Here is a 25,695-nt window from a genome sequence, read left to right as displayed (position 1 = left end):
TGTTCAACCCGATCTTATATCGTATACGAATTTTATAAGATGGAGACGTTACCGCAATGAATGCACCCAAAACCTTGTGGAAAGGGGTTTATCCCGCCGCGACAACGCAATTCGCTGCCGACGACAGCATCGATCTTGACGCTACGCAGCGCATGCAAAGCGCGTTGATCGATGACGGTGTGGATGGCCTGATCCTGCTCGGCACCTGCGGCGAGAATAATTCCCTTAAACCCGAGGAAAAAAGGCGAGTGCTTTCCGGATCGGTGGAGGCGCTGAAAGACCGCGCGCCACTGGTCGCCGGGGTATCGGAATTCACCACCGAAGCTGCCATCGCCTATGCCCGTGATGCCGAAAAGATCGGCGTGGATGCGCTGATGGTGCTGCCCGCCATGGTTTACGTCCCAAAACCGGAAGAATTGCAGGCGCATTTCCGTGCAGTGGCGCAGGCGACCTCGCTTCCGATCATGCTCTACAACAATCCGCCCGCATATCGGGTCGATATCGATTTCGACACCTTGGCCGCGCTCGAAGATGTCGAAAACATCGTCGCGATCAAGGAAAGCGCCCCCGACCCGCGCCGCTTCACCGATGTGATCAACCGTTTCGGCGACCGTTATACCGTGATGGCGGGGCTTGACGACATCGCATTGGAAGGACTGATGCTGGGGGCCAGCGGATGGGTGTCGGGGCTTACCAGCGCGTTTCCGCAGGAATCGGTCCGTCTGGTCGCCGCCGCCGATGCTGGCGACTGGGAAGAAGCTCGCAGAATCTATCGCTGGTTCATGCCGCTGCTGCATCTCGATGCGGAGCATGATCTGGTTCAGTCGATCAAACTGGCCGAAACGATCATGGGCCGCGGCAGCGAGCGCGTGCGCATGCCGCGCATGCCCCTGACCGGCGAACGCCGTGAAGCGGTTACGCGGATGGTTGAGCAGTGCCGGGCGACACAGCCGGGCAAGCTGGCGCGCGAGGCAATCTGAACGCGCCATCCCATCATCTAATCAGCGGCGATCAGGGGGAAGAGCGATGGCCATATCGGGACGATTGAAGCCGATCGAACACGATGCTGGGAAAGACGAACACCGGTTGAAACCGACCCTTTCCTGGCCCCACCTGATCGCGCTGGGCGTCGGCGCGATCGTCGGGACCGGCATCTATACGCTGACCGGCGTCGGTGCCGACCGTGCCGGACCAGCGGTAATCATCGCCTTTGCCATCGCGGGCGCGGTATGCGCCTGTGCGGCGCTTGCCTATGCCGAACTTGCCACCGCGATCCCGGCGGCGGGAAGCGCCTACACCTATACCTATTCGGTGCTTGGCGAAACGACCGCTTGGATCATCGGGTGGAGCCTGATCCTGGAATATTCGCTCGCCTGTTCGGGTGTCGCGGTCGGCTGGTCGGGATATCTGGTGGGGCTGATAGAGTCAGCGGGGTTTCATCCGCCGCAATGGCTGCTGGCGGGTCCGGACGCGGGCGGGCTGATCAATCTTCCCGCCGTGCTGGTATCGATGGGGATTGCCGCGATGCTGATGGCCGGTACGCGCGAAAGCGCGACGGTCAATATCGTGCTTGTCATCATCAAGCTGGTCGCGCTGGGCATCTTCGTCGCGGTGGTGTTCCCCGCCTTCGATCCGGCCAATCTTCACCCCTTCATGCCCTATGGTTTCGCAAGCCATTTCGAGGCGGGGGAGAAGCGCGGTGTAATGGCGGCGGCGGCAATCGTTTTCTTCGCCTTTTACGGCTTCGACGCTGTAGCGACCTCTGCCGAAGAAGCGCGTAACCCCGGGCGCGACCTGAAAATCGGGATTATCGGATCGATGGTGCTCTCCACCACCATTTATATCCTGGTCGCCATCGCCGCTGTTGGTGCGGTTTCCTACACCGTCCTGGGCGGTTCGCCCGAACCGCTGGCGCTGGCGCTTCGTGAACTCGGTCATCCGGTTACCTCGTGGCTGGTGGCGGGCGCGGCGCTTGTCGCTCTGCCCTCGGTCATTCTGGTAATGATGTATGGGCAGAGCCGCATTTTCTTCGTGATGGCGCGTGACGGCCTATTGCCGCGACGGCTTGCGGCGGTCTCCCGACGCACCGGCACGCCGGTTTCGGTAACCATGCTGACCGGCGTGTTCGTTTCGCTGATCGCCGCGTTTTTCAACGTCGGCGAAATTGCCGAACTGGCCAATGCCGGAACGCTGCTCGCGTTCATCTCCGTCGGCGCATGCATGATGATCCTGCGTCGGCGATCGCCCGATCTGCAACGTATTTTCCGGTGCCCCGCCCCCTATTTCGTCGGCACGGCGGCGATCATCGGCTGCCTGTATCTGTTGATCAGCCTGCCCGAAAAGACGCTGGCCCGCTTCGTAATCTGGAACGCGTTCGGGCTGGTGGTCTATTTCCTATATGGACGTTCGCGCAGCGCACTTGCCAGCCATATCGTTGACGCTGCGGCATAAATCGATGTGTGCTCATGCGGGAGAGCCGTGGCCCGGATAGAGCCCATGGCGATAGCAATTTCGCAATCGGGCCTTATTGCGGCATATTGTATACCAATAACAATATTCCGAAGGTCTGGCAGTCATGAACAGCATCGTCATTCGCACGCTTCCCGATCAACTCGTCGACCTGGTTCGCGACCGCATTCTGGCGGGGTTGGTTCCGGTCGACCGGGCGATTCGACAGGACGCCCTTGCCGCCGAACTGGGGGTAAGCAAGATTCCGTTGCGTGAGGCGCTGACCCGGCTGGAACAGGAAGGGCTGGTGCGATCGCAGGCCAATCGCGGGTTTTTCGTCCGCCCGCTCTCGACCGAAGAGGCCGAGGAGGTCTATGCGCTGCGCCTGAAGCTGGAACCCGATGCAGCGGCACTTGCCGCCAGCCGCGCCGGGGAAGAGGAGCGGCAAAAGGCGTCGGCCGCGCTCGACGCGCTCGACACCATGACGAAACATAATGGAGAGGGTGTGGGTGCCGCAAACCGCGCCTTCCACCTTGCGCTGATCCGCCCTGCCGGCCGGTCGATCACGACGCAATTGCTCGAACGCCTGCACGTCCTGAGCGACCGGTATGTCCGCAAGCATCTGGAACCTTTAGGCCGGGATGAGCGCGCCAATGAAGAACATGCCGAACTGCTGCAGCGCTGGCTTGCGCGTGATGAGGACGGTGTTGCGCAAAGCATGCACGCGCATGTCCAGAATACGCTGGAGGACCTTCGGCGTCAGCTTGGGGCTAACGCCGAATAAGCGCTCCCCGCCCGCCTATGGTGCCGGGAGAATATCGGGCATGCTGTTCCAGTCCGGCGTCGGTACATGGCGAAGATGGCGGACGAAAAAATCGTATTGGCGCCGCTGTGCATACAGGATCGGTCCGGTCGAACGACCGGTCGTATGTTCGCCCCCCGGCACTTCGAGAAGGTCGAAATCCTTGTGCGCCTTGATCAGCGCATCGACGAGCTGCAACGATGACGACGGGTCCACATTGCTGTCCTGCTCACCGAAGATTATCAGCAGGTTACCCTTGAGCTTCGCCGCGTTCATCACCTCGGAAGAACGAAGATAGCTGTCGTCCACCGGCCAGCCGAGCCATTGTTCGTTCCAGCTGATCTTGTCCATCCGGTTGTCGTAGCAACCGGCATAGGCCACCCCGACGGTATAGAATTCGGGGTGGAACAGCAGCGCCGCCGCCGTGCTTTGTCCCCCCGCCGACCCGCCATAGATACCGACGCCATCGGCGATATCGTACCACGGATATCGGGCGGCCGCCGCCTTGTGCCATGCGATCCGATCGGGAAAACCCGAATCGGCCAGGTTCTTCCACGCCACGTCCTGGAACGCCTTTGAACGGTTGGCGGTCCCCATGCCGTCGATCTGAACGACGATGAAGCCCATATCGGCCTGGCCCTGCATGCCGATCACCTTGTCGCCGCCCGAATGATAGCCGAACGGCCAGAAGGTCTTCGGCACGAAACTGTCGTGCGGACCGGCATAGATGTTTTCGATCACCGGATATTTCCTGCCGGGATCGAAATTGCGCGGCTTTACGATCAGCCCCCAGATATTGGTGGTGCCGTCACGTCCTTTCGCGACAAACGGCTGAGGGATTTTATATCCGGCGGCAAGCAATCGCGAAATATTCCCTTTGGCGACCGTCCGGATCAGCGCGCCGTCGCTCGTCCGGTGAAGTTCGGCGATATTGGGCAGGTCCACGCGTGAATAGGTGTCGACATAATATTGCATGTCGGATGAAAAGGCGACGTCGTGCGACGCATGCTTAGGCGTCAACGCGGTCAGCCCGCTGCCGTCGAAATTGATCCGGTAATAATGGACGAAATACGGGTCCTCGTCGCTGTCCATACCGCTCGCCGCGAACCATATCTGGCGCTTTTTGTCGTCGACACGAAGCACGGAGCGCACTGGCCAGTCGCCGCTGGTGATGCGGTTCTTCACCTTCCCGCTTTCGCCATCGTACAGGTACAGATGCGCCCAGCCGTCGCGTTCGGACAACCAGATCAGTTCGGCGCCATGATCCCCGACATCGTGCCAATATCCGCGATCCTGCCAGATGAAGGTTTTTGCGGTTTCCGACACGATTGCTCGCGCCGCCCCGCTTTCGGCGTCCACTGCGATGATCTTTGCCTGTTGATGGCCGCGCCGGGTATATTCGAACGCGAAGCTGCCACTGTCCGCGCGCCAGTGAAGGTCGGTAAGCTGATAGGGATTTGGAAACAACGCCGGATCAACCGCAACCTGTTGCCAGCCGCCCTGTGTGGCCGTGTGAAACAATACCGGTTGCTCGACATCGATCGCATCGCCTGGTTTGGGATAAAGCTGGTGGCGGATTTCGGGTTGCAGGCGGTCGTCGGGCGACGAAGCGACACGCGTGACGTAGCGCGCGAAGCCCGGCCGCACCCTTTCGACGACGATTTTTCGCGAATCGGGCGCCCAGTGAATCGTTTTCGGATCATAAAAATTGCCTTCGCTGCCGTCGCTGCTGAGCATCGTCACGGGGCCGCCTCCCGCAGGCTGGACCGCCAGATTAAAGCCCTGTACCAGCGCCTCCCATTTTCCGTCCGGCGAAATGTGCGGCGTGTTGTCGGACGGCACACGAAGGTCGCGTACGACGCCGAAGCCGCTGGGCCGACCCTTGGGATCAATGGCTGCACACCCCCTGCCCCTCAGCGAACAGCGCCAGGGGGCGTAGTGAATATCGAAAAGGATCGCATCGCCATCCTCGCTATAGCGAAAGCTGTCGAAGGGAAGCCGTAATGCGGCATAGCTTTCCCCCATCGCGTCGCCCAATGCAGCGGCCACCGCCGCCTGGTCGAACGCAGGTTTAGACTCTCCACTATCGGCATCTTCGCGGATAAAGGCAAACCCACCGGCTACCGTTTTGCGAAACACGAAATCATGCGTGCCATCCACCCAGTCAGCCGGAAAGGGAAGGTCGCGCGTGAGATATTGCCATTGATCGCGCAGGGTCAGTGCATCGCGATACTGGTCGGGGGCGGGGGTCTGAGCCAGTGCGCAGATCGGACTCGAAAGCACAAATGCCAATATGCCGGTCACATAAGAAACTATTCGCGCCATCATTTCTGCCCCTGCCGCCCTTCGATGATATACGGTATACTGATAAACCGCGATCCGAAAAGGCCGGTACGGCCGTTTTGACGCATCTCCTTCTGCATCTTGCTCCGCAGAGCCACTGAACGATCGGTCGTCCATCTGGAGCTTTGATATATCGGATATCGTATAATTTGTTTGATAGTTTTTGCGAATCGTGATTTTGTGCCTGTGGGGAACGAAAGCCACAGGGGGTTTTGAAATGATCCTATCATCAAAGAATAAGGCGGCGCTGCTCGGCTCTGCTGGGGTTTCGCTTTCGGCTATGCTGCTGTGCTCACCGGCATATGCGCAAAGCGACGATGACAATATTCAGCAGGCAGCCCCGGTTGGAAGCGCATCGGCCGAGACGGTTACCAGCGACGAGACCCAGGACCTCATCGTCACCGGCACTTTGATCCGCAGACCGAATCTTGAAAGCAACAGCCCGATAACGGTCGTCGATAATCAGGAATTTCAGTATCAGGGATCGACTGCGGTTGAGGACACGCTCAACCAGCTTCCGCAATTCACGCCCGATGCGAACGCGAACGTCTCCAACGGATCGGACGGCACCGCGAACATCAACTTACGCAATCTGGGTTCAAACCGGGTACTAACCCTGCTCGACGGCAAGCGACTGCTGCCGACCCAGGCGATCGACCTCAATTTCGTGCCGACATCGCTGATCGATCGCGTGGATGTGCTGACCGGTGGCGCATCGGCGGTATACGGCGCCGACGCGGTGTCGGGCGTCGTCAATTTCGTGCTGAAGAACAATCTGAATGGCGTCCGGCTGGACAGCACCTTTGGTTTTTTCCAGCACACCAATGACAACGATACACTGCGCGATCTTGTCTCAAGCAGTGGCTATGATGTCGCGCCGAAAAATGTCGCGGACGGCGCAACCTATGAAATCAATGCCGCGATCGGCACCGATTTCGCCGACCATCGCGGTAACGTTACGATGTTCATCGGCAACCGGCATTCCAATCCAATTCTCGAATCCTCACGTGACGTTTCGGCCTGTGCGATCGATCCCAATGACGATGCCAACAGCACGCTTCGCTGCGGCGGTTCGAGCAACAACCAATATGGTCTTTTCACCCTGCTCAGCGGCCCCAATCAGGGGCAGACACTGGTGAATGCCAAAGACGGGTCGAAGACCTGGTCGACGTATGACAGTTCCTACGCCTATAACTATGCGCCGACCAATTACTTCCAGCGATCCGACAACCGCTATACTGCGGGTGCGTTCGCGCATTACGACGTCTCCGATCTCGTTACGCTATACGGCAGCGCGATGTTCATGGAAGATCATACATGGTCGCAAGTGGCACCGTCGGCCATCTGGCAGGGAACGACCTTCGCCATCAATTGCGATAACCCGTTAATGAGCACGTCGCAGGCTGAAACGCTTTGCGGCGACGCGGCGGGCACCTCCACCGATGAAAACGTCTTCATCGGCTATCGCCCCACGGCGGGCAGCGCACTTCCGCGGCGCGACGACCTTCGCCACACCGATTTCCGCTTCACTGCCGGTCTGCGCGGCACGCTGGCGCACGACATCACCTATGACGTCAGCGCCTTGCGGTCGGAGGTGATTTTTGAAGAAAGCTACAAGAACGATATTGACCAGACCCGAGCCGCGCGGGCGCTTCAGGTTGTCGATGTCGACGGCACACCTACCTGTCAGTCCGTTATCGATGGCACTGATCCCGATTGCGTCCCGGTGGACGTTTTTGGCTATGGCACCATTTCGGAAGCGGCCTTCAACTATCTCTACGTGCCGAGCTATACTCGCAGCGTGAACCGCGAACTGGTTCTGAACGGCAGCGTCAACGCCGACCTGACCAGCTATGGGATTGTCACGCCCTGGGCGTCACAGGGGCTGGGCGTCGCAATCGGCGTCGAACATCGCGAAGAGTATCTGGATTTTCAGGCCGACGAAGTCGCGCTGTCAAAGGGGTATGAAAATTCTCACGGCACGATCGACGTTACCGAAGGTTTCGCCGAAATCGACCTGCCGATCATTCAGGATAAACCCTTTGCGCACATGCTCGGCATCGACGGCGGTTTTCGCTATTCGGGCTATACCAATACCGGCATAGATTCAAAGTCGCATTACGAAGCGTCGACCTACAAGCTCGAACTCAACTATGCGCCCACCAGCGATATACGGTTCCGGGCAAGCTATAACCGCGCCATTCGTGCGCCGAACATCGCCGAACTGTTCCAGTCGCAGGGACTGGGCAATGTATCGGCCAGCGATCCGTGCGCGGGGTCCGACCCCAGCGCCGGCCTGGAAGCGTGCGAGGCAAGTGGAGTCACGGCTTCACAATATGGCAGCATACCGGAATGTCCGGCGCAGCAATGCGTGGAGCAATATGGCGGCAATCCCGACCTGAAACCCGAAAAGGCCGATACCTACACGATCGGGGCAGTAATAACGCCGTCCTTTGCACCGTCCCTGTCGCTGTCCGCCGACTATTACGATATCAAGGTCAATGGCTATATCGCATCGATCGACGCCACGCTGATCATCAAACAGTGCATCGCGGGAAACAGCTTTTTCTGTTCCCTGTTCCACCGCGACCCGCAATCGGGAGTCCTGTTCGGCACCGATGGCTATGTCGTCGCAACCACACAGAATACCGGGTATCTGAAAACCAACGGTATCGATATCAACGGCAGCTATACGCTGGATATCGGCAGCGCGGGCAAGCTGAACTTCAATCTGGTCGGCAGCTATCTTCTGCACCAGACGACGGAGCCGCTTCCCGGTCTGGGCACCTATGACTGCGCCGGGCTGTACGGACCGAGTTGCGGGCAGCCAAACCCGCACTGGCGGCATACCTTCCGGACCACCTGGCAGCTGCCCTGGGCACCCGCCACCCTGTCGATCAACTGGCGGCACAAGGGACCGGTCGAACTGACCAACAATCAGGAAAATTCGCTCCTGGCCGGCACCACCTATGTCTATGGGGCGAAAATCGGAGCCTATGACTATTTCGATCTTGCGGGCACCGTGAAGCTGTATGACGGCATCATGATGCGCGCCGGCATCAATAACCTGTTCGATCGCGATCCGCCCGCGCTCTATGAAGGGCTCAACAGCGTGTATGGCAACGGCAACACCTTCCCCGGCTTCTACGATGCGCTGGGCCGCAAGATCTTCGTCGGAGTGACGGCTGACTTCTGATGGACGGGAGGGGGTGGCGCCTGGCGCCGCCCCTTTCGCTTGTGTCGCAGCTGCCCCGCACGATCCCATATTGAATCGAGGAAGCACGATGTTGCTGTTCCGATCCCTGTCGCATGCGATCGCGGCGCTCTCGCTCTCGGTTGCCGTGCCGCTCGCCGCCGCAAGCGCGCCGACAACATATTCCCTGCCGCAGCTGATTCAGCATCAGGGACGCTATTCACTGATCGTCGACGGCGAACCCTTCTTCATTCTGGCAGCGCAATTGCACAATTCCAGCGCATGGCCGCAAATGCTCGATTCAGCGTGGCAATCGATCGATGCGCTTTCCGCCAACACGGTCGAAGCGCCGGTATATTGGGAACAGTTCGAAGCGCGCCCCGGACAATATGATACGCGCAACGTCGATGCGCTGATCGCGAAAGCGCGCGCAACCGACAAGCGCCTGATCCTTCTATGGTTCGCCAGCTGGAAGAATGGGCAGATGCAATATGCGCCGGAATGGGTGAAGAGCGATCCTGAAACCTATCCGCGGCAACTGGATGAACACGGCCTTCCGCTCGACAATCTGTCGACCTTCGCCCCGGCCAATCTGAATGCCGACCGCAGGGCATTCAGCGCGTTGATGCGGCATTTGAAGAAAGTGGACGGCGACGCCCATACGGTCATTCTGGTTCAGGTAGAAAACGAACCGGGCACTTTCGGCGCGGTTCGCGATCATCAACCCGCCGCCGACAAAGCCTTTGCCGCTCCGGTTCCCGCCGACGTACTGGCACGAACCGGCCGATCATCGGGTTCGTGGCGCGATGTCTTCGGCGTCGATGCGGAGGAGATGTTCAACGCGTGGAGCACCGCCCGCTACATCAATTCGGTGGCGCAGGCGGGCAAGCAAATCTATCCGCTGCCGATGTATGTGAATTGCTGGCTGCGCTACAAGGACAAGAAATATCCGGGGATGGACTATCCCAGCGGCGGCCCCACCTACAACGTCTTCGATGTGTGGCGATCAGTCAGTCCGGCAATCGATTTCGTCGGCACCGATCTTTACACGACCGACGCCGCCGAATTTCGCAAAGTACTTGGCCAATATCACCGGCCGGACAATCCGACATGGATTTCGGAAACCGGCTTCGAACCCGGTACGGCTCCGCTGCTTTATGAAGTTCTCGCGCATGGCGGGATCGGCTTTTCGCTCTTCGGAATCGATAACCCGCCCTCCGACACGCAAAGCGCGACGGTGGCCGCCCATGCCCGCAATTATTCGCTGCTCGCTTCAATCGACACGGTGGTGGCGCGATCGATCGCCGACGGACGTCTGAAAGCCGCAATCGAAACGCCGGGACAGCCGCGGCAAACGCTTGATTTCGGTGACTGGCGCGTCACCCTGTCCTTTGGTCCTCCGCCATGGGGAAGTTCCCCTGCTATTTTGCCGAATTCGCCTGATGTTGACGGACGCGCGTTCGTGATCCGGCTTGGCAACGATCAGTTCCTTCTCAGCGGCGTGGATGTGCGCGCCGCTTTCGAGCGTACGCTCCAGGATGGCAAGCACGGTCAGCTGATCCGCGTCGAGGAAGGGCGCTTTGAACATGGCAGTTGGCAAACGCACCGATGGCTGAACGGAGACGAAGTCGATTACGGCATCAATTTTCACAAGGAACCCGCGCTTGTGCGGGTAAAGGTCGGCACGTTTTGAAGGCGTTCGCCGCCATCGTAAACGCCGCACTTGCAAACATTCCAAATTATAATTATACGATATACTATCACGCGCTGAATAGGGGGCACGTTTCATGCGCCGATCAATTCTACTCGGAGCCGCAGGCATATTGGCAATGACGAGCCACCATGCATGGGCCGCGTCGCACGCGGCACAGGACGAACCCGCTTGCGCATGCAGCGGTTCGAGAGCCGAAGCCGCGGCTGATATCACGTTCAGGAAAATCTATTCGGCCGAATGGAGCTGGCGACAGACCCAGCTTGCCGATGATGAGGATAGCGCCGGATCGAAAATCAGCGCTGAACTGCCCGACGTCTCTCCAGAGGCGCAGCAGGCGCGACTGACGAAATGGGAAAGCGTGGCCAAGGCGCTGGACGCGATTGATAGAAGCGCGCTGTCGCCCGAAAACCAGATTAACTACGATGTATATAAGGCGCAGATCGACGTCCTCATCAATCAGCAGAAGTTCAAGGATTATCAGCGGCCGTTAACGTCGGACACCTCCTTTTGGGGCAACCTTGCGGGAACGGCGCGCAAATCGTTCGCCGATGAACAGGATTATCGAAACTATATCGCCCAGCTTGGTGACATGCCGCGCTATTTCGATCAGCAGATCGCCAATATGCGCGCCGGCCTGACGCGCGGTTTCACGCCCCCGAAGATCACGTTGCAGGGACGCGACGACACCGTCAGCTCCGTCATCGACATCGACAAGCCGGAAGACAGCGTATTTTACAAACCGTTCGAAACCATGCCGGGCAGCATTCCGGATGCTGACAAGACGGAACTGCGCGAAGCGGCGGCAAGGGCAATTCGCCAATCGGTGATCCCGGCGCATAAAAAGCTGCTCGCCTTTCTACGCGATGAATATATCCCCAATGCGCAGCCATCGATTTCAGCGGCGGACCTTCCGGATGGAAAAGCCTATTACCGTGCGAAGATCAGGGAGTTCACGACGCTCGACCTGACGCCGGAGCAAATTCACCAGATCGGGGTGGATCAGGTCGCTGAAATACATGCCGAAATGCTGAAGACGATGAAGGATGCCGGATTTACCGGCACCTTGCCTGAATTCCTCCAATTTCTGCGCACCGACCCGCAATTCTACGCCAAGACGCCCGAAGAGCTGTTGAAGGATGCCGCATGGATCGCAAAGGAATTCGATGGCGTAGCGAGCAAATGGATAGGGCGCCTGCCGCGAAGCCGCTTCGCGATCGTGCCGGTGCCTGCCGATATCGCTCCTTATTATACTGGCGGGCGCGGCGGGCCGGGTATCTATCTGGTCAACACCTATGACCTCCCGTCCCGTCCGCTATATTCGCTGCCGGCGCTGACTCTGCATGAAAGCGCGCCGGGCCATGCTTTTCAAATGCCGCTGGCTGCCGAAAACAAGGATTTGCCCGCTTTTCGCCAGAACAGCTATATTTCCGCATATGGCGAAGGCTGGGCGCTTTATTGCGAATGGCTCGGACAGGAAATGGGGATTTACAAGACGCCCTATCAACGGTTCGGAATGTTGAGCTATCAGATGTGGCGCGCCGCCCGACTGGTCGTCGATACCGGTATTCATTCGATGGGCTGGAGCCGCGAACAGGCGCAGCAATATCTGCACGACAACACCGCCCTTGCCGATCATGAGATAAAGACCGAGGTCGACCGGTATATCGCATGGCCCGGCCAGGCACTGTCTTATTATCTCGGCGAAATGGCCATCCGTCAGGATCGTGCCAAGGCGGAAAAGGCGCTTGGCCCGAAATTCAATATCCGCGCCTTTCACGATGCGGTGCTCGAACTTGGATCGGTCCCCCTGCCCGTCCTGAACGAGCATATCGACAGGTTTATCGCATCCGGCGGCGTCGGTCCCTATCCGGACGAGGAATGATCGAGAGTCCGATTTTCTGAAGCCGATGGGCGATTCGGATCGCGCGCGGTTCCCCTTCCCGGCGCGACATCCTATCGTCATACCGTGACGCGCGACCGCCGAATCCTCTTATTGTCGCTTGCAGCCGCGCTGATCGCGCTGTCCGGTCTGGCATGGCTTTCCGATCGATGGGCGGATCAGCGGGCGCGCGAAAGGGCTGAACAAAGCGCGCATCAGGCGGCGATCCTGCGTGCGGGCCTGCTTGGCAGCGAGTTGCAGAAATTTCAGCTTCTGCCCGTCGTGATACCTGAATATCCCGATGTGACCGAAGTGCTTCAGCAGCACCGCCCCGACCGGATAGCCCGGCTGAACGACACGCTGTCCAGCCTTGCAAGACGCACTGATGCCGCGGCGATCTACCTGATCGATCGGACGGGAATGACCATCGCGGCCAGCAATGCAGGTTCTCCCGACAGCTTCGTCGGGCAGAATTACGGCTTTCGGCCCTATTTCAAACGCGCGATGCAAAGCGGCGGCGCGCAATTATTCGCGCTCGGCACGGTCAGCCGCCGCGCCGGTCTGTATATCGCGGCCCGCGTTGATCACGGAAAGCGTCCGCTGGGCGTTCTGGTGGTAAAGGTGGAGTTCGCGGCACTCGAAGCGATATGGGCCGCACAGCCGGGCATCACCGCAGTCGCCGACAATCATGGCGTGGTCATCATCGCCAGCCGCCCGGACTGGCACTTCCGTTCGCTGACGCCGCTGTCCGAACCCGTCCGGTCGATCATCCGCAGGACCCGCCAGTTCGGCGAAGGAGCGGGGCCGCCGCTCGACATCGCCACAAACGGCAACGGCGAAACCCGTATAGGCGATCATGCCTATATGGCGTCGCAGGTTTCTGTACCACTGCTCGACGGGCGTTTGATCAATTATCAGCCGCTCGACCGGGAGAAGCGTTCGGCGCATGCGCTCGCCCGGCTTGCCTTGGGAATCGCCTTTGCAGCCGCGCTTCTTGTGGCGGGATTGGTTTTCCGCGCCCATGAGCGGCGATCGCTGCAACGCGCCGCGCGTCAGGCGCTGGAGCAACAGGTGGCGCTTCGCACCCGCGAACTGACCGAGACAAACGACCAGTTGCGAGCGGAGTCGCGCGAACGGGCACGAGCCGATCACCGCTATCGTCTGGCGCGCGAGGAACTGGCACAGGCCAACCGGCTCGGTTCGATCGGTCAGATTACCGCCGGCGTTGCGCACGAGATCAACCAGCCGGTCGCCGCGATCCGCACCTTTGCCGAGAATGCCCGAGCGTTTCTCGATCGCGGCGCGCGGGACAAGGTCGCGGGCAACATCGCCCATATCGTGGCGCTGACGCAGCGCATCGGCGCGATAACCGCCGAATTGCGCGCATTCGCCCGGCGCGGCACCCCCGCCATCGGCGCAGTACAGTTGAGCGAAGTGGTGGAAGGAACATTGTTGCTGATCGGCGACGCGGTTCGGGGCGCGTCGATCGCGCTGGAACAGGTCGATACCGACACCAGTATCGCCGTTGCCGCCGACCGGATCCGGCTGGAACAGATATTGGTCAACCTGATCCAGAACGCAATTCAGGCGCTGGAAACGACCAATGGGCCGGTGATCCGGATTATCGTCACCGGCACCCCTTCCATCATCGTTGCAGACAATGGTCCGGGCATCGCCCCCGAAATCGCCAGCGATGTCTTTACTCCGTTCGTGACCTCCAAGCCAAAGGGGCTTGGCCTCGGCCTGGGGATCGCGCGCGATATCGCCCGTGAATTCGGTGGCGAGCTGTATATCATACCGTCTCCGCTAGGGGGCGCGGCATTCGAACTGAGGCTGAAACAGGCATGACCGACACCGACCGCGAAGGCATGGTCTTCTTCATCGACGACAATGCGGAACTTCGCGAAGCGAATGTGCAGGCGCTCGATCTTGCGGGGCTGGAAACGCGCGCCTTTGCCGACGCGCAATCGGCGTTGCGGACAATCAACGCCGATTTCACGGGCGTGGTCGTGACCGATGTCCGCATGCCGGGAATCGACGGACTGGAATTCTTCGCCCGTATCCGCGCGCTGGACGAGGCGATCCCCGTCATCCTGATCACCGGCCACGCCGATGTGCCGATGGCGGTGGGCGCGATCCGTGACGGCGCTTTCGACTTTTTGACCAAACCCTTTGCCAGCGAACAGCTTGTCGCCGCGGCGCGGCGTGCGCTTCAAACGCGGGCGCTGGTGATGGAGAACCGGCGATTGCGCGCCGCCGCCGATCATGGCGACAGCCCGCTGATCGGCGAAACGCGGCAGATGGTGCGACTTCGTGAAACGATCGGCCAGATCGCGCGCGCTGACCTGGACGTGATGATCGAGGGCGAAACCGGCACCGGCAAGGAACTGGTTGCGTTGCTGCTGCATCGTCAGGGGCCGCGTCGCGGAAAGCCCTTCGTCGCGGTCAATTGCGGGGCGCTGCCCGAAAGCGTGGCGGAGGCGGAACTGTTCGGGCACGAACAGGGCGTGCTGTTACAGGGGCGGCTGGAACGGCAGGGGCATGTCGAACGATCGAACGGCGGCACCCTGTTCCTCGATGAAATCGATTCTATGACTCCGGCGGTGCAGGCGAAAATGCTCCGCGTGCTCGAAGAACGCGAAGTTCTGCCCCTGGGCGGCAGCGCGCCGCGAGCAGTGGATCTGCGCGTGGTCGCCGCGGCCAAGGGCGACGCGATGGAACTGGTACGCGAAGGCCGGCTTCGCGAGGACCTGTTCTACCGTCTGAACGTCACCCGGTTGCGCGTGCCGCCGCTTCGCGACCGGCGTGAGGATATTCCGCTGTTGTTCGCGCATTTCCTCGACGCCGCGATCGAACAGACCGGGCAGCGCGATTTCATGCTCGACGACGCCATCCGGCGTCATCTGATCGAACATGACTGGCCCGGCAATGTACGCGAGCTTCGTAACTTCGCCTTCAACGCGGCGCTGGGGCTGTGGCCCGATGCCGGACCGGTCGGTGAGAACGGGCAGCCGACGCTTGCCGAGCGGGTAGAGCGGTTCGAAGCATCGCTTATCCGCGAAGCGCTCGATCATTGTGGGGGCGATATCAAGGCGGTTACCGCGATGCTGCAACTGCCGCGCAAAACCCTGTACGACAAGATGGCAAGACACGGCATCGATCCCGGCCGGTATCGCGGAGAGTCGACGCGAAGGCGGGAGGACACCGACTGACGATGCCCTCCCCTCGCTATCGTTTTGGCAGGAAATTCACGCAGGTGATCAGAACGAAACCTGCGTCCGCACGCCCACCGAATTGCCATTGTCGGGGCCGCTCTCGGCGCTGACCTGATTGTCGGTGTGCCAGCGGACATAATTCACCATGATCCGCGACCAGTTGTTGAGATACCAGTTCAGGCCCAGCGTCCAGCTATGGCCGATCCCGCCCCTGGCTTCATCGCTGAAATCATAATCATCATAGCGACCGGCCAGTTCGAACGCCCCCGTCCCCCCGGAAGTGACGGGATCAATTACCTTGGTCGATCCCCATATGCCCGATCGCGTCGAAAAGGACGGATCTTCGCCGGTTATCATCCAGCCGCCATAAACCGAATAGGCCTTGTGATGCACGCTGGGGTCATCGACCGCGCGGATGAAGCGATCGGTATATTCGCCGAAAGCGTACAGATTGTGGAACACCCCGCCCGCTTCCACGCCATATGCGTGGTCGCGAACAGTGCCGTCGATCGAACTCGCCGATACGTGAAGGTTTGTATTGAAGTGCTGTGCGATATCAGGAAATTCGTTGATGCTGTCGGCGTCCGAGCCCAGATATTCGGTCCAGCCCCATGCGCCCAGATGGACGAACCCCGCATTGCTTTTGACCGGGTTCCAGTGGCCGCGCACGAAAAACGCATAGCTGTCGGATTCATCACCGGTATTGCCTGCGCCGTCCCCGCTCGCCGAAACCGAGATATGCCAGCTCGGCCCCACCATCTTGGCGAGGAGACCCATGTTGAAGAAACCGACCTCTGGCGCGCCGACGGCGGCAACCGCGTTACGCTCCATGAACGGAATACGACGCTTCGAGGTCGAACCGTCGATCGAGCGATCCTCCAGCCGCTGACCGGCATAAAATTCGGTCGTGTTGCCGAAAAGCGTGGTGTTATAGGACAGGTACGCTTCTTTCAGGTGCACGTCATTGTGATCGAAGCCGACATCGACCTTGTACCCGATCTTTCCGACCGATCCTTCCATTCCCAAGCGAACATCGCGGATTTCAGTGCCGGTAATGTTGCGCTCGTCGAATTGCGAGCCCCAGGTGGTCGAGAAATCGGCAAGGAAATCGCCGCGCGGGCGAAAGGTGAAAAACCCGTCTTTCGATTCGAATTCCGGGCCACCCGAACGCCAGCGTACATCGACGCTGCGCTCATTATTCGCCGCCATCTGGGCAAGCTGCGCCTTGATCGTCTCTACCTCGCCCGACTGGCTGTCGGAGATTGCGTTTTGCACCTGGGCATCGATCGCCGCCTGTTGCTGCTCGGCCTGTGTGGGCGCCTTGGCGGGCGGGGCGGCGGCGGCGCTGGCAACCGGTGCTCCGGCCTGTTTCGCCTCCATCCGGTCCAGTCGCGCTTGAAGATCGGCGATTTGCGCCTGTTGCTTCTTCACCAGCGAAATCAGTTCCTTCACGTCCGCTGAATCCTGCGCCGACGCCGGCGTGGCAGCCGCCACCGCGATCGCGCTTACCGCCATGGCCAGCGCCTGTTTTCCCCGTATGGACATCAATCCTCCTCCTCGTCGGCTTCGTTGTTATTGTCCGTTGCCCCGTCGGCGCGTGCGGGCGCGCCCAGAAACCCGTTATGCTTTGCCCATGCGGTAAACAGGCGCGGCCATGCCGATGGCAGCGTCCCCGGCGCGCCAAGCCCGAAACCATGCCCGCCATTCTGGAAAATATGCAGTTCCGCCGGCGCGCCCGCCTTTTGCAGCGCGTCGAACATGATCATGCTGTGATGCGGATCGGCAATCGGATCATCTTCGGCCTGTGCGAGGAAGGTCGGGGGCGTATTCTTCGTGACGTGCAGTTCGGGCGAATAAGGTTCGAGCACCGCCGGATCAGTGCTGTCGCCGACAAGCTCGGTCTTGCTGCGTGACGTGTCGTAGGGCGCTTTTAGGGTGATGACCGGGAACACAAGCGCGGCGAAGTCCGGCCGTGACGAAAGCGTGTCGGCACTATCGACCGGCTTATACCATTTCTTGTCATAGGTGGTTTCGGTCATCGCGGCGAGATGTGCCCCGGCCGAAAAACCCATTACGCCGATTTCGCCGGGATCGATGCCAAGCTCTTCCGCTTTCGAACGCAGCAGCCGCATCGCGCGCTGCGCGTCCTGCATCGGCGCGTCGGCGGACCAGCCATCGTCAGGCAGGCGGTAATACAGAACCACTGGCGTCACGCCCATCGCCATCAGCCAGCGCGCGGCGGGCATGGCTTCATGCGCGATCTGGATCCGAAAATATCCGCCGCCGCCCATGATGAGCACCGCCGTGCCATTGGGATTGGCGGGCCTGTAAATCTTCATCCGCGGGACGGTGATATTGGAAACCGCGCCCAGCGCCGCGCCCTCGACGCCGACATGCTCTGGCCCCGACGGCTTGCCGCGCCCCGGCGCATCGCCCGGCCACAGATTGACGACGTTCGCGCCGTCATCGCTTGCCGTCTGCGCGCTTGCGCCTTGCGCGGCGAAACATGCGGCAATCGCCGCGAGCGCGCCGAGCACCGCCTTTCGCAAATTCATGCTTTCTCTCCCTGCTTTATCGGGCCGTTACGGCCGGCCTTGCCGCCGATCGTTTGCGCCAACTGGTCATGGTCGAGCGCTTTTTCCCAGCGCGCGACGACGACACAGGCAACGGCGTTACCGACGAAATTGGTGAGGCTGCGGCACTCGCTCATGAAGCGGTCCACACCCAGGATCAGCGCCATGCCCGCCACCGGCAGCGACGGGACCACGGACAATGTCGCGGCCAGCGTGATGAACCCCGCCCCGGTGACTCCCGCCGCGCCCTTTGAACTCAGCATCGCGACGGCGAGCAGAAGCATTTCCTCGCCAAGCGACAGGTGAATGCCCGTCGCCTGCGCGATGAACAGCGAGGCAAGCGTCATGTAGATGTTGGTGCCGTCGAGGTTGAAGGAATAGCCGGTCGGAACGACCAGACCGACGACCGAGCGTTCGCACCCCGCCTCCTCCATCTTCTCCATCAACGCGGGCAGCGCCGCTTCCGAAGAAGAGGTTCCCAGCACCAGCAGCAATTCGGCCTTCAGATAGGAAATCAGCGAAAAAATCGAAAAACCGGCGAGCCGCGCCACCGTGCCGAGGACGATGATCACAAACAGAAGCGAGGTCAGGTAAAAGGTGCCGACCAGCGCGGCGAGACTGAACAGCGTGCCGACGCCATATTTGCCGATGGTAAAGGCGATCGCGCCGAACGCGCCGACGGGCGCGGCGAGCATCAGCAGATGGACCAGCCGGAAGACGAGAACATTGGCCGATTCAAAGACCGCAAGTACCGGCTTGCCCGGCGCGCCGATCAGCGTCAGCGTGATCCCGACCAGAATGGCGACGAACAGCGTTTGCAGGATGCTGCCGTCGGTCAGCGCGCTTATCAACGTATTGGGGATGATCGCCAGTATGAAGCCGCTGATCGTCTGTTCGTGCGCTTCGCTGGCATAATGCGCGATGGCATCGCTGTTGAGCGTCGCCGGATCGACGTTCATCGAAGCGCCCGGCTGAACCAGTTCACCGACCACAAGACCGATGAACAGCGCCAGTGTGGAGAAAAACAGGAAATAGGCGAACGCCTTGCCCGCCACGCGGCCGACACCGCGCAATTCGCCCATCCCCGCGATACCGGTTACGACGGTAAGGAAAATGATCGGCGAAATGACCATTTTCACAAGCTTGATGAAACCATCGCCCAGCGGCTTGAGCGATTCGCCGACCGAAGGCCAGAAATTGCCAATCAGCGCACCGATGATGATCGCGATCAGCACCTGAATATAAAGGTGGCGATACCAGGGAAGGCGCGCGGGCCGATCCGCCGCCGCATGAGTATCAACGCTTGTCATTCTTCTCCCCTCGTCCGGACACTTTGAAGGTCCGTGTTGGTGCAGGAAGGATCGATCGAAACGTCGTCGCCCTGCAAAATTAAACAAAATAGCTTTTAATCAATGTATTATGCGAAATTTCGCCTGAATATTGTGCGGAGTTCGTGACACGATCTCCGCATGGTCATGCGGAATTCCGCACGTTCCAGGCCTATCGTTCCAAATATCGAGTTTGGCCAGCGGATGGAGCGCCAGCGACTGCTCGATCCCGATAATTGAACAGCACTTCAATAATCCCAAATCAGCCAGCGTTTCTCTGCCTCATTTCTGTGGGTCACGCCGATGAATGGCGCTTTCGGTTGAAAGACGAGTTCTTGAAATCACGAAAAATTGGGATGAAATCCGACTGTAGCAAGATTGACACATTGCTCAGGCAAATGAGCAAACCGAATTGAATGGTTGATCAATAGGCGGAGTCGGCTATGCAGGGAGGGACGCAGGGACCGGTTGGTCCGCCGCTGGCCGCCGCGGCCCGGACATGCGCACCATCGACCGGTTTGAAGCGGGCATGTTTCGCCGTCGACAAAACGACACGCGACCTATCAGCGCGCCGCGCTTTGCGGATCGTCGGTTTTTAAAAAGGGGTTTTACGATGCGAACCAGAATGTTGATTAGTTCGAGTATCATGACGATAGCGTGCGCCAGCGCGATGCCAGCCCATGCTGGCACGGTGGACGGCACGCCGGCCGACGATACCGCCGCCGCGAATGCCGCCACCGCACAAGGCGCCGCAAAGGCGAAGGCCGATCCGCAGGTTCAGGACATCGTGGTCATCGGTCAGGGCCAGACGCGGCAGGTGCAGGGCCTTACTCAGGAAGATATCGCGGTCGCACCTCCGGGAACCAGCCCGCTGAAGGTGCTCGACAAGCTGCCCAGCGTGAATTTTCAGTCGGCGACGCCGTTCGGGTCGAACGAATGGTCGACGCGCATTTCCGTCCGCGGTTTCACCCAGAACCAGCTTGGTTTCACGCTCGACGGCGTACCGCTCGGCGATATGAGCTATGCCAATTTCAACGGCCTGCACATCAGCCGCGCGATCATTTCGGACAATATCGCGCGCACCGAACTGTCGCAGGGCGCAGGCGCGCTTTCCACTGCCTCCACGTCCAATCTGGGCGGCGCGATTCAGTTTTACAGCCGCGAACCCAGCGACACGCTGGGCGGCGACATGTCGGCCACCTATGGCAGCAACGATGCCTTCCGCGTCTTTGGCCGGATCGATACCGGCGATCTGGGCGGCGGGCTGAAAGCCTATGTCAGCGGCGCGTTCAGCGATACGCCGAAATGGAAGGGCAAGGGCGCGCAGCATCAATATCAGGTCAATACGAAGATCCAGGCGCCGATCGGCACGGAGGGCTCGTTCGCGTTTTTCGTGAATTATTCCTACCTCGCCGATGACGATTATGTCGACATGTGGCCCAATCTGCTCGAACGCAAAGGATATGACTGGGACTATCTGCGCTATGACTGGGATACGGCCAGCGCGATCGCCGATAATTATCAGGAGAACGGCGTCTATGTCGACGATTATGACGGCTATGGCACGCTGACCGGCGACGACGCCTATTATGATGGCTATGGCCTGCGCAGTGACGTGCTGATGGGTGCGAATTTCGAATATACCATCGACGACAAGCTGACGATCAAGCTGACCCCCTATTACCACCATAATCGCGGGATCGGGACGTGGTGGACGTTCTACACGCCCACGCCGGGCGGCGCGAACCTGTCGGTGCGCGGCACCGAATACTGGATCAAGCGGTCGGGTATCACCGGAAGCCTCGCCTATGACCTGTTCGCCGGCAACACCGTCGAGGTCGGCGGCTGGTACGAACATAACGACTATGAACAGGCGCGCGATTATTTCGGTCTGGAAGATACCGACCATTCGAGCATAAGTGCGCGCGAATGGCCGAAAAACCCCTTCGCCTATGATTACGACTATAATTTCGACATCAACACGTACCAATATTATGTCCAGGATACGTGGGACGTCACCAACCAGCTGAAGGTCACCGCCGGCTGGAAGGGCAGCGAAGTCGATATCGATCAGAGCTACGACCCCGCTCACACGCCCGACCTTGCCACCTGGGGCACCAGCGGTTCGCTGGAAGCGAAGGACATGTTCCTGCCGCAGGTCGGCGTGAACTACCGGCCGACCGACGCGCTGGAATTTTTCGCCAGCTATGCCGAAAACATGCGCGCCTTCACCACCACGCCGTTCATCACCTCGCCCACCCAGTTCGCGCAGTTGAAGGCGAGCGGCCTGAAACCTGAAACGTCGTGGACAGCCGAAGGCGGCGTTCGCGCGCATCTTCCCAAATTCGACGGTTCGTTAGCCGTCTATCACGTCAAATTCGACAATCGCCTCTTCGCGGTATCGCCGTGCACGGCAATCCAGAGCTGCCCCGCAGTCCTGTCGAACGTGGGTTCGGTCACCACCAATGGTGTCGAGGCGACGGGCACCTATCGTCCGGTGCGTTTCCTGTCGCTCTATGCGTCCTATTCGTACACCCATGCCGAATATGACGACGATGTGCTGAACGGCGCGGGAGAAGTCGCGGTCGCCACGGCGGGCAAGGCGGTGGTCAACCAGCCGCGCCATCTCGCCAATGCCGAAATCGCCTATGACAACGGCACCTATTTCGGCCGCGTGCACTTTAACTATCAGAGCAAGCGCTACGCCACTTATGAAAACGATCTGGCGTTTGACGGACGCGGACTGGTCGATGTCTCGCTCGGCTATCGCTTCAATCAGCCGGGGCTGCTGGACGGCACCGAACTGCAGCTCAACGTAACCAACGTCACCGACAAGGAATATGTCGCGACGATCGGGGAAACCGGCGGCAACCTGACGAGCTATTCGGAAGGCGACTACCAGTATTTCCTCGTCGGTCCGCCGCGCCAGTGGTTCGTGACGCTGAAAAAATCCTTCTGATCGTTTCGCTTCCCCGCGAACGGGAAAGGGCGGCCTCTACCCGAGGCCGCCCTTTTTTGTGCGCCACATAGGAAAGCCGCCGCGCCGTTTACGCGCCGGAGGGTTACGCCGCCCGGTCGCCGCTGGTTTCGTTGAGGCCGCGAAGAATGTCCTGACCATCGCACACACCAAACAGCTTGCGATCCTTGGTCAGCAGCACCGGATGACCGGTTTCGGCGTAATAGCGCATCAGCGCACGCACCGGCGCGCCCCATGGGCAGATGACGACGCCTGTCGGGTGGACGTCGCTCTCATCCGGCCGATCGATGCGTGTGGTGGGCAGAACCTCGCCCTCCAGCGTCACCTGCTCGCCTTCCAGCCGATAACGCCCGCCGTCATCGAGCAGCAGCGCATCGCCCTCACGCGGGAGCGAGGATAGCGGGCGCATGACCGCGCCGCCGGTGACTACGTTCAGCGGGTTCATATGTTCAAGGAAGCTGGCGACATAGTCGGTCGCCGGGCGCATCATGATGTCCTTGGGCGTGCCGGTCTGCACCACCCGCCCCCCTTCGAGCAGGGTGAGTTGGTCGCCCAGCTTAAACGCTTCGTCTAGGTCGTGGCTGACGAAGATGATCGTCTTGTGCACCGATTGCTGAAGCTCCAGCAGGTCGTCCTGCAATTTGGCGCGGATCAGCGGATCGAGCGCGGAAAAGGGTTCGTCCATCAACAATATGTCGGCATCGGTCGCAAAGGCGCGCGCGAGCCCGACGCGCTGCTGCATCCCGCCCGACAATTCGCTGGCATAGCTGTCCGCCCAATCGTGCAGTCCCACCATTTCAAGCTGTTGGTCGACCCGCTCGCGCATTTCCGCCTTGCCCTCTCCGCGCAGTTCCAGACCGAACGCGACATTTTCGCGAACCGTTCGCCAGGGAAGCAGGCCGAATTGCTGAAATACCATCGCCACGCGGTGGCGGCGGATGTCGCGCAAGGTGGCGGCGTCGCACGAGGCAATGTCCTGCGCGCCCGCCTCCCCATGCACCAGCACCTGCCCGCTGGTGACGGAGTTCAGCCCGTTCGCCGCACGCAACAGGGTCGATTTTCCCGAACCGGAAAGCCCCATCAGAACCGAAATGCGCCCGCGTTCGACCGCCAGGTCGGCATGCGCGACGCCGAGGACGACGCCGGTTTCCTCCGCGATACCGGGACGTTCTTCCCCGGCTGCGATCATTTCCATCGCCCGTGCGATCGCCGCATCGCGCTTGCGCCCCGCCCCTTGCGCGAAAAGAATGGTGACGTCGCGAAATTCCAGTGCGGTGGACATTAATTGTCTCCTTTCGTTTCGCGACGGGTTACGCGGTCGAGGATGATGGCAAGCAGCACGATGGCGAAGCCCGCTTCGAAGCCCATACCGACCTGAACCGTATTGAGCGCACGCACGACTGGCACCCCCAGTCCGCCCGCCCCGACCAGCGCGGCGATGACCACCATCGACAGGCTGAGCATGATGCACTGGGTAATGCCGGCAAGGATCGAACCGGCCGCAGCGGGCAGTTCGACGCGCAAGAGCAATTGCCACTTGGTCGCGCCGAACGATTTTCCCGCTTCGAGCAGTGGTTTGGGCACTGACATGATGCCAAGCTGGGTCAGGCGAATGGGCGCGGGCAAGGCAAAGATGATCGTGGAGATCAGGCCCGGAACAACGCCAAGCCCGAATACCACCAGCGTCGGGATCAGATACACGAACGTCGGCAGCGTCTGCATCAGATCGAGTACCGAACGAAGCCCTTCATAGGCGCGCGGGCGATGCCCCGCCCAGATGCCGATTGGCACGCCGACCGCGGTAGAGATGGCAGCGGCAAAAACCACCAGCGCCAATGTCTGGATCGTCGCCGCCCAATATCCCTGGTTGATGATGAACAGCAGGGCCAGCGGCACGAACACCGTAATCGGGATCGACCGGCGCAACGCCCATGTCAGCACCGTCGCCAGCAGGACGAAGAGCAGCGGCGGTATCGCCGATAACGCGCCGGTCAGCGCCTTTACGCTGGCACTGACCCCGGTCGATATCAGATCGAGCAGCGCGCTGTGCGATTTCGTCCATTCGACCGCGTCGGCGATCCAGTCACCCACCGGGATCTTGTTGCGGGTGATGAAATTTCCGGTCGGTTCGGGCGTCAGGCCCTTCATCATCGCCGGACCGGCGGGTTTTCCGTCGATCGTGGTGACGCCCTGCAACCATTGCTGCAACCGCTTAGGGTGCGCGGCGAGCCAGCGCTGCGCGGTCCCCTGCGCATTGCCGGTCTTGGTCACCCCGGCCATCAGAACATTTTCGTCCTCGACATTGAACGACAGGTTTTTCAGCAATCGCCCGACATTCGGGCATTGGTCGAGAAACCCCTGACGCACGGTGGTATAGACTTTCGCTCCCCCGAAATTCGGGCCGAACACATCGTCGCCACCCGAAAGATAGCGCATGTCGAACCGGTCGTTCATCGGATGTGGCTGCCAGCCAAGAAAAACGATCGGCTTTTTCTGCCGCACCGCGCGCTCGACCTGCGCCAGCATTCCCTGTTCGCTGCTTTCGACCAGATCGAAATCGCCCAGCCCGAACTTGTCGTGTGCGATCATGTCGAGAACCAGCCGGTTGCCGTCATTGCCTGCCTCGATCCCGTAAATCCTGTGCTGCAGTTCGTCACCGAAATCCGCGATGGAAGAAAAATCGGTAAGCCCCTGTTTGTAAAGATATTCCGGAACCGCGAGCGTATAGCGCGCATCGATCAGATTCGCGCGAACGCGAACGATCGAACCATCCTTGATATAAGGCGCGATATCCGACGTTTGCATCGGCATCCAGTTGCCCAGAAACACGTCGACATCGCCGCGATGCAGTCCGTTCAGCGTCACCGGCACGGAAAGTACCGACACTTTGGGATGATAGCCCAGCCCACTCAATATTCTTGCCAGCATGCCCGTTGTCGCGGTCACATCGGTCCAGCCGACATCGGCCAGTCGCACCGTCCGGCACGCCTTTGCCTCGGCTTTCGCATAAGCGGGATTCACCGCAACGAGGGCGAACAGGGCCAGCATGAAAATGGCCATGAAACGACGCATGATGTATCTTCCCCCGGAAACGCTAAAGCTTATTGAACGCATATTCAAAGATATCTCTAGCCTTACTCTATAGGCGGTGTTTTTCCACTTGCCTATCCATAGCACAAAGGTTTAGCGGTCGCTGCACGTATTGAACAGCCATTCAGGAGCC

At 60.1% G+C, this 25,695-nt stretch carries 15 protein-coding genes; 9 read left to right on the top strand and 6 right to left on the bottom strand.

From position 1 onward, the window contains the following. Positions 1 to 56: 56 nt before the first annotated feature. The 3 genes from KY084_RS12255 (at position 57) to KY084_RS12245 (ending at position 3,232) form a co-directional block, all read left to right on the top strand. Positions 57 to 980, top strand: a complete 924-nt coding sequence (locus KY084_RS12255; protein WP_219238759.1) for a dihydrodipicolinate synthase family protein — start codon at positions 57 to 59, stop codon at positions 978 to 980. Between the two features lie 46 nt (positions 981 to 1,026). Beyond that, entirely contained in the window at positions 1,027 to 2,451 is a 1,425-nt protein-coding gene (locus KY084_RS12250; protein ID WP_219238758.1) for an amino acid permease, read from the top strand. Between the two features lie 124 nt (positions 2,452 to 2,575). Beyond that, on the top strand, positions 2,576 to 3,232 hold the full coding sequence (locus KY084_RS12245; protein ID WP_219238757.1) for a GntR family transcriptional regulator: 657 nt from the start codon (positions 2,576 to 2,578) through the stop codon (positions 3,230 to 3,232). Positions 3,233 to 3,247: 15 nt separating this feature from the next. Here KY084_RS12245 and KY084_RS12240 read toward each other — a convergent pair whose 3' ends face one another. Then, positions 3,248 to 5,578, bottom strand: coding sequence for a S9 family peptidase (locus KY084_RS12240; protein ID WP_246587093.1), 2,331 nt, complete (start codon positions 5,576 to 5,578; stop codon positions 3,248 to 3,250). 232 nt (positions 5,579 to 5,810) lie between these two features. Between KY084_RS12240 and KY084_RS12235 the strand changes: the two genes are divergently transcribed. The 5 genes from KY084_RS12235 (at position 5,811) to KY084_RS12215 (ending at position 15,591) form a co-directional block, all read left to right on the top strand. Next, positions 5,811 to 8,789, top strand: coding sequence for a TonB-dependent receptor domain-containing protein (locus KY084_RS12235; protein WP_246587092.1), 2,979 nt, complete (start codon positions 5,811 to 5,813; stop codon positions 8,787 to 8,789). Positions 8,790 to 8,877: 88 nt separating this feature from the next. Continuing rightward, entirely contained in the window at positions 8,878 to 10,479 is a 1,602-nt protein-coding gene (locus tag KY084_RS12230; RefSeq protein ID WP_219238756.1) for a DUF5597 domain-containing protein, read from the top strand. A gap of 136 nt (positions 10,480 to 10,615) precedes the next feature. Further along, a complete protein-coding gene (locus KY084_RS12225; protein WP_246587091.1) occupies positions 10,616 to 12,382 on the top strand; it encodes a DUF885 domain-containing protein in 1,767 nt (588 codons plus the stop codon). A gap of 111 nt (positions 12,383 to 12,493) precedes the next feature. Continuing rightward, positions 12,494 to 14,227: a sensor histidine kinase gene (locus KY084_RS12220; protein ID WP_219238754.1), complete on the top strand. Its 1,734-nt coding sequence runs from the start codon at positions 12,494 to 12,496 to the stop codon at positions 14,225 to 14,227. Beyond that, complete coding sequence (locus KY084_RS12215) at positions 14,224 to 15,591, top strand: sigma-54-dependent transcriptional regulator (protein ID WP_219238753.1); 1,368 nt, start codon at positions 14,224 to 14,226, stop codon at positions 15,589 to 15,591. Before KY084_RS12220 ends, KY084_RS12215 begins: the two co-directional genes overlap by 4 nt. Positions 15,592 to 15,639: 48 nt before the next feature. Here KY084_RS12215 and KY084_RS12210 read toward each other — a convergent pair whose 3' ends face one another. Genes KY084_RS12210 through KY084_RS12200 form a run of 3 tightly spaced genes read right to left on the bottom strand, consistent with a single transcriptional unit; the run spans position 15,640 to position 19,477 of the window. Beyond that, a complete protein-coding gene (locus KY084_RS12210) occupies positions 15,640 to 17,139 on the bottom strand; it encodes an OprO/OprP family phosphate-selective porin (protein ID WP_219238752.1) in 1,500 nt (499 codons plus the stop codon). After that, positions 17,139 to 18,149: an alpha/beta hydrolase gene (locus tag KY084_RS12205; RefSeq protein ID WP_219238751.1), complete on the bottom strand. Its 1,011-nt coding sequence runs from the start codon at positions 18,147 to 18,149 to the stop codon at positions 17,139 to 17,141. The genes KY084_RS12210 and KY084_RS12205 overlap by 1 nt, the downstream gene beginning before the upstream one ends. Continuing rightward, positions 18,146 to 19,477, bottom strand: coding sequence for a dicarboxylate/amino acid:cation symporter (locus KY084_RS12200; protein WP_219238750.1), 1,332 nt, complete (start codon positions 19,475 to 19,477; stop codon positions 18,146 to 18,148). The genes KY084_RS12205 and KY084_RS12200 overlap by 4 nt, the downstream gene beginning before the upstream one ends. Positions 19,478 to 20,141: 664 nt before the next feature. On the opposite strand from KY084_RS12200, the gene KY084_RS12195 reads away from it, so the two are divergent. Then, a complete protein-coding gene (locus KY084_RS12195; RefSeq protein WP_219238749.1) occupies positions 20,142 to 22,454 on the top strand; it encodes a TonB-dependent receptor in 2,313 nt (770 codons plus the stop codon). Between the two features lie 103 nt (positions 22,455 to 22,557). Here the strand turns inward: KY084_RS12195 and choV are convergent, their stop codons facing one another. Then, positions 22,558 to 23,754 carry a choline ABC transporter ATP-binding protein gene (gene choV / locus KY084_RS12190; RefSeq protein WP_219238748.1) on the bottom strand — a complete coding sequence of 399 codons (1,197 nt, stop codon included), beginning with the start codon at positions 23,752 to 23,754 and terminating at the stop codon, positions 22,558 to 22,560. Beyond that, positions 23,754 to 25,544, bottom strand: a complete 1,791-nt coding sequence (choW, locus tag KY084_RS12185; RefSeq protein ID WP_219238747.1) for a choline ABC transporter permease subunit — start codon at positions 25,542 to 25,544, stop codon at positions 23,754 to 23,756. Before choW ends, choV begins: the two co-directional genes overlap by 1 nt. Between the last annotated feature and the right edge of the window lie 151 nt (positions 25,545 to 25,695).

The sequence above is a fragment of the Stakelama flava genome, from assembly GCF_019351405.1.
GTDB lineage: Bacteria > Pseudomonadota > Alphaproteobacteria > Sphingomonadales > Sphingomonadaceae > Sphingomonas > Sphingomonas flava_A.
The sequence above is the reverse complement of the archived record's forward strand: the minus strand, read 5'-3'. Positions and strand labels throughout refer to the sequence as shown.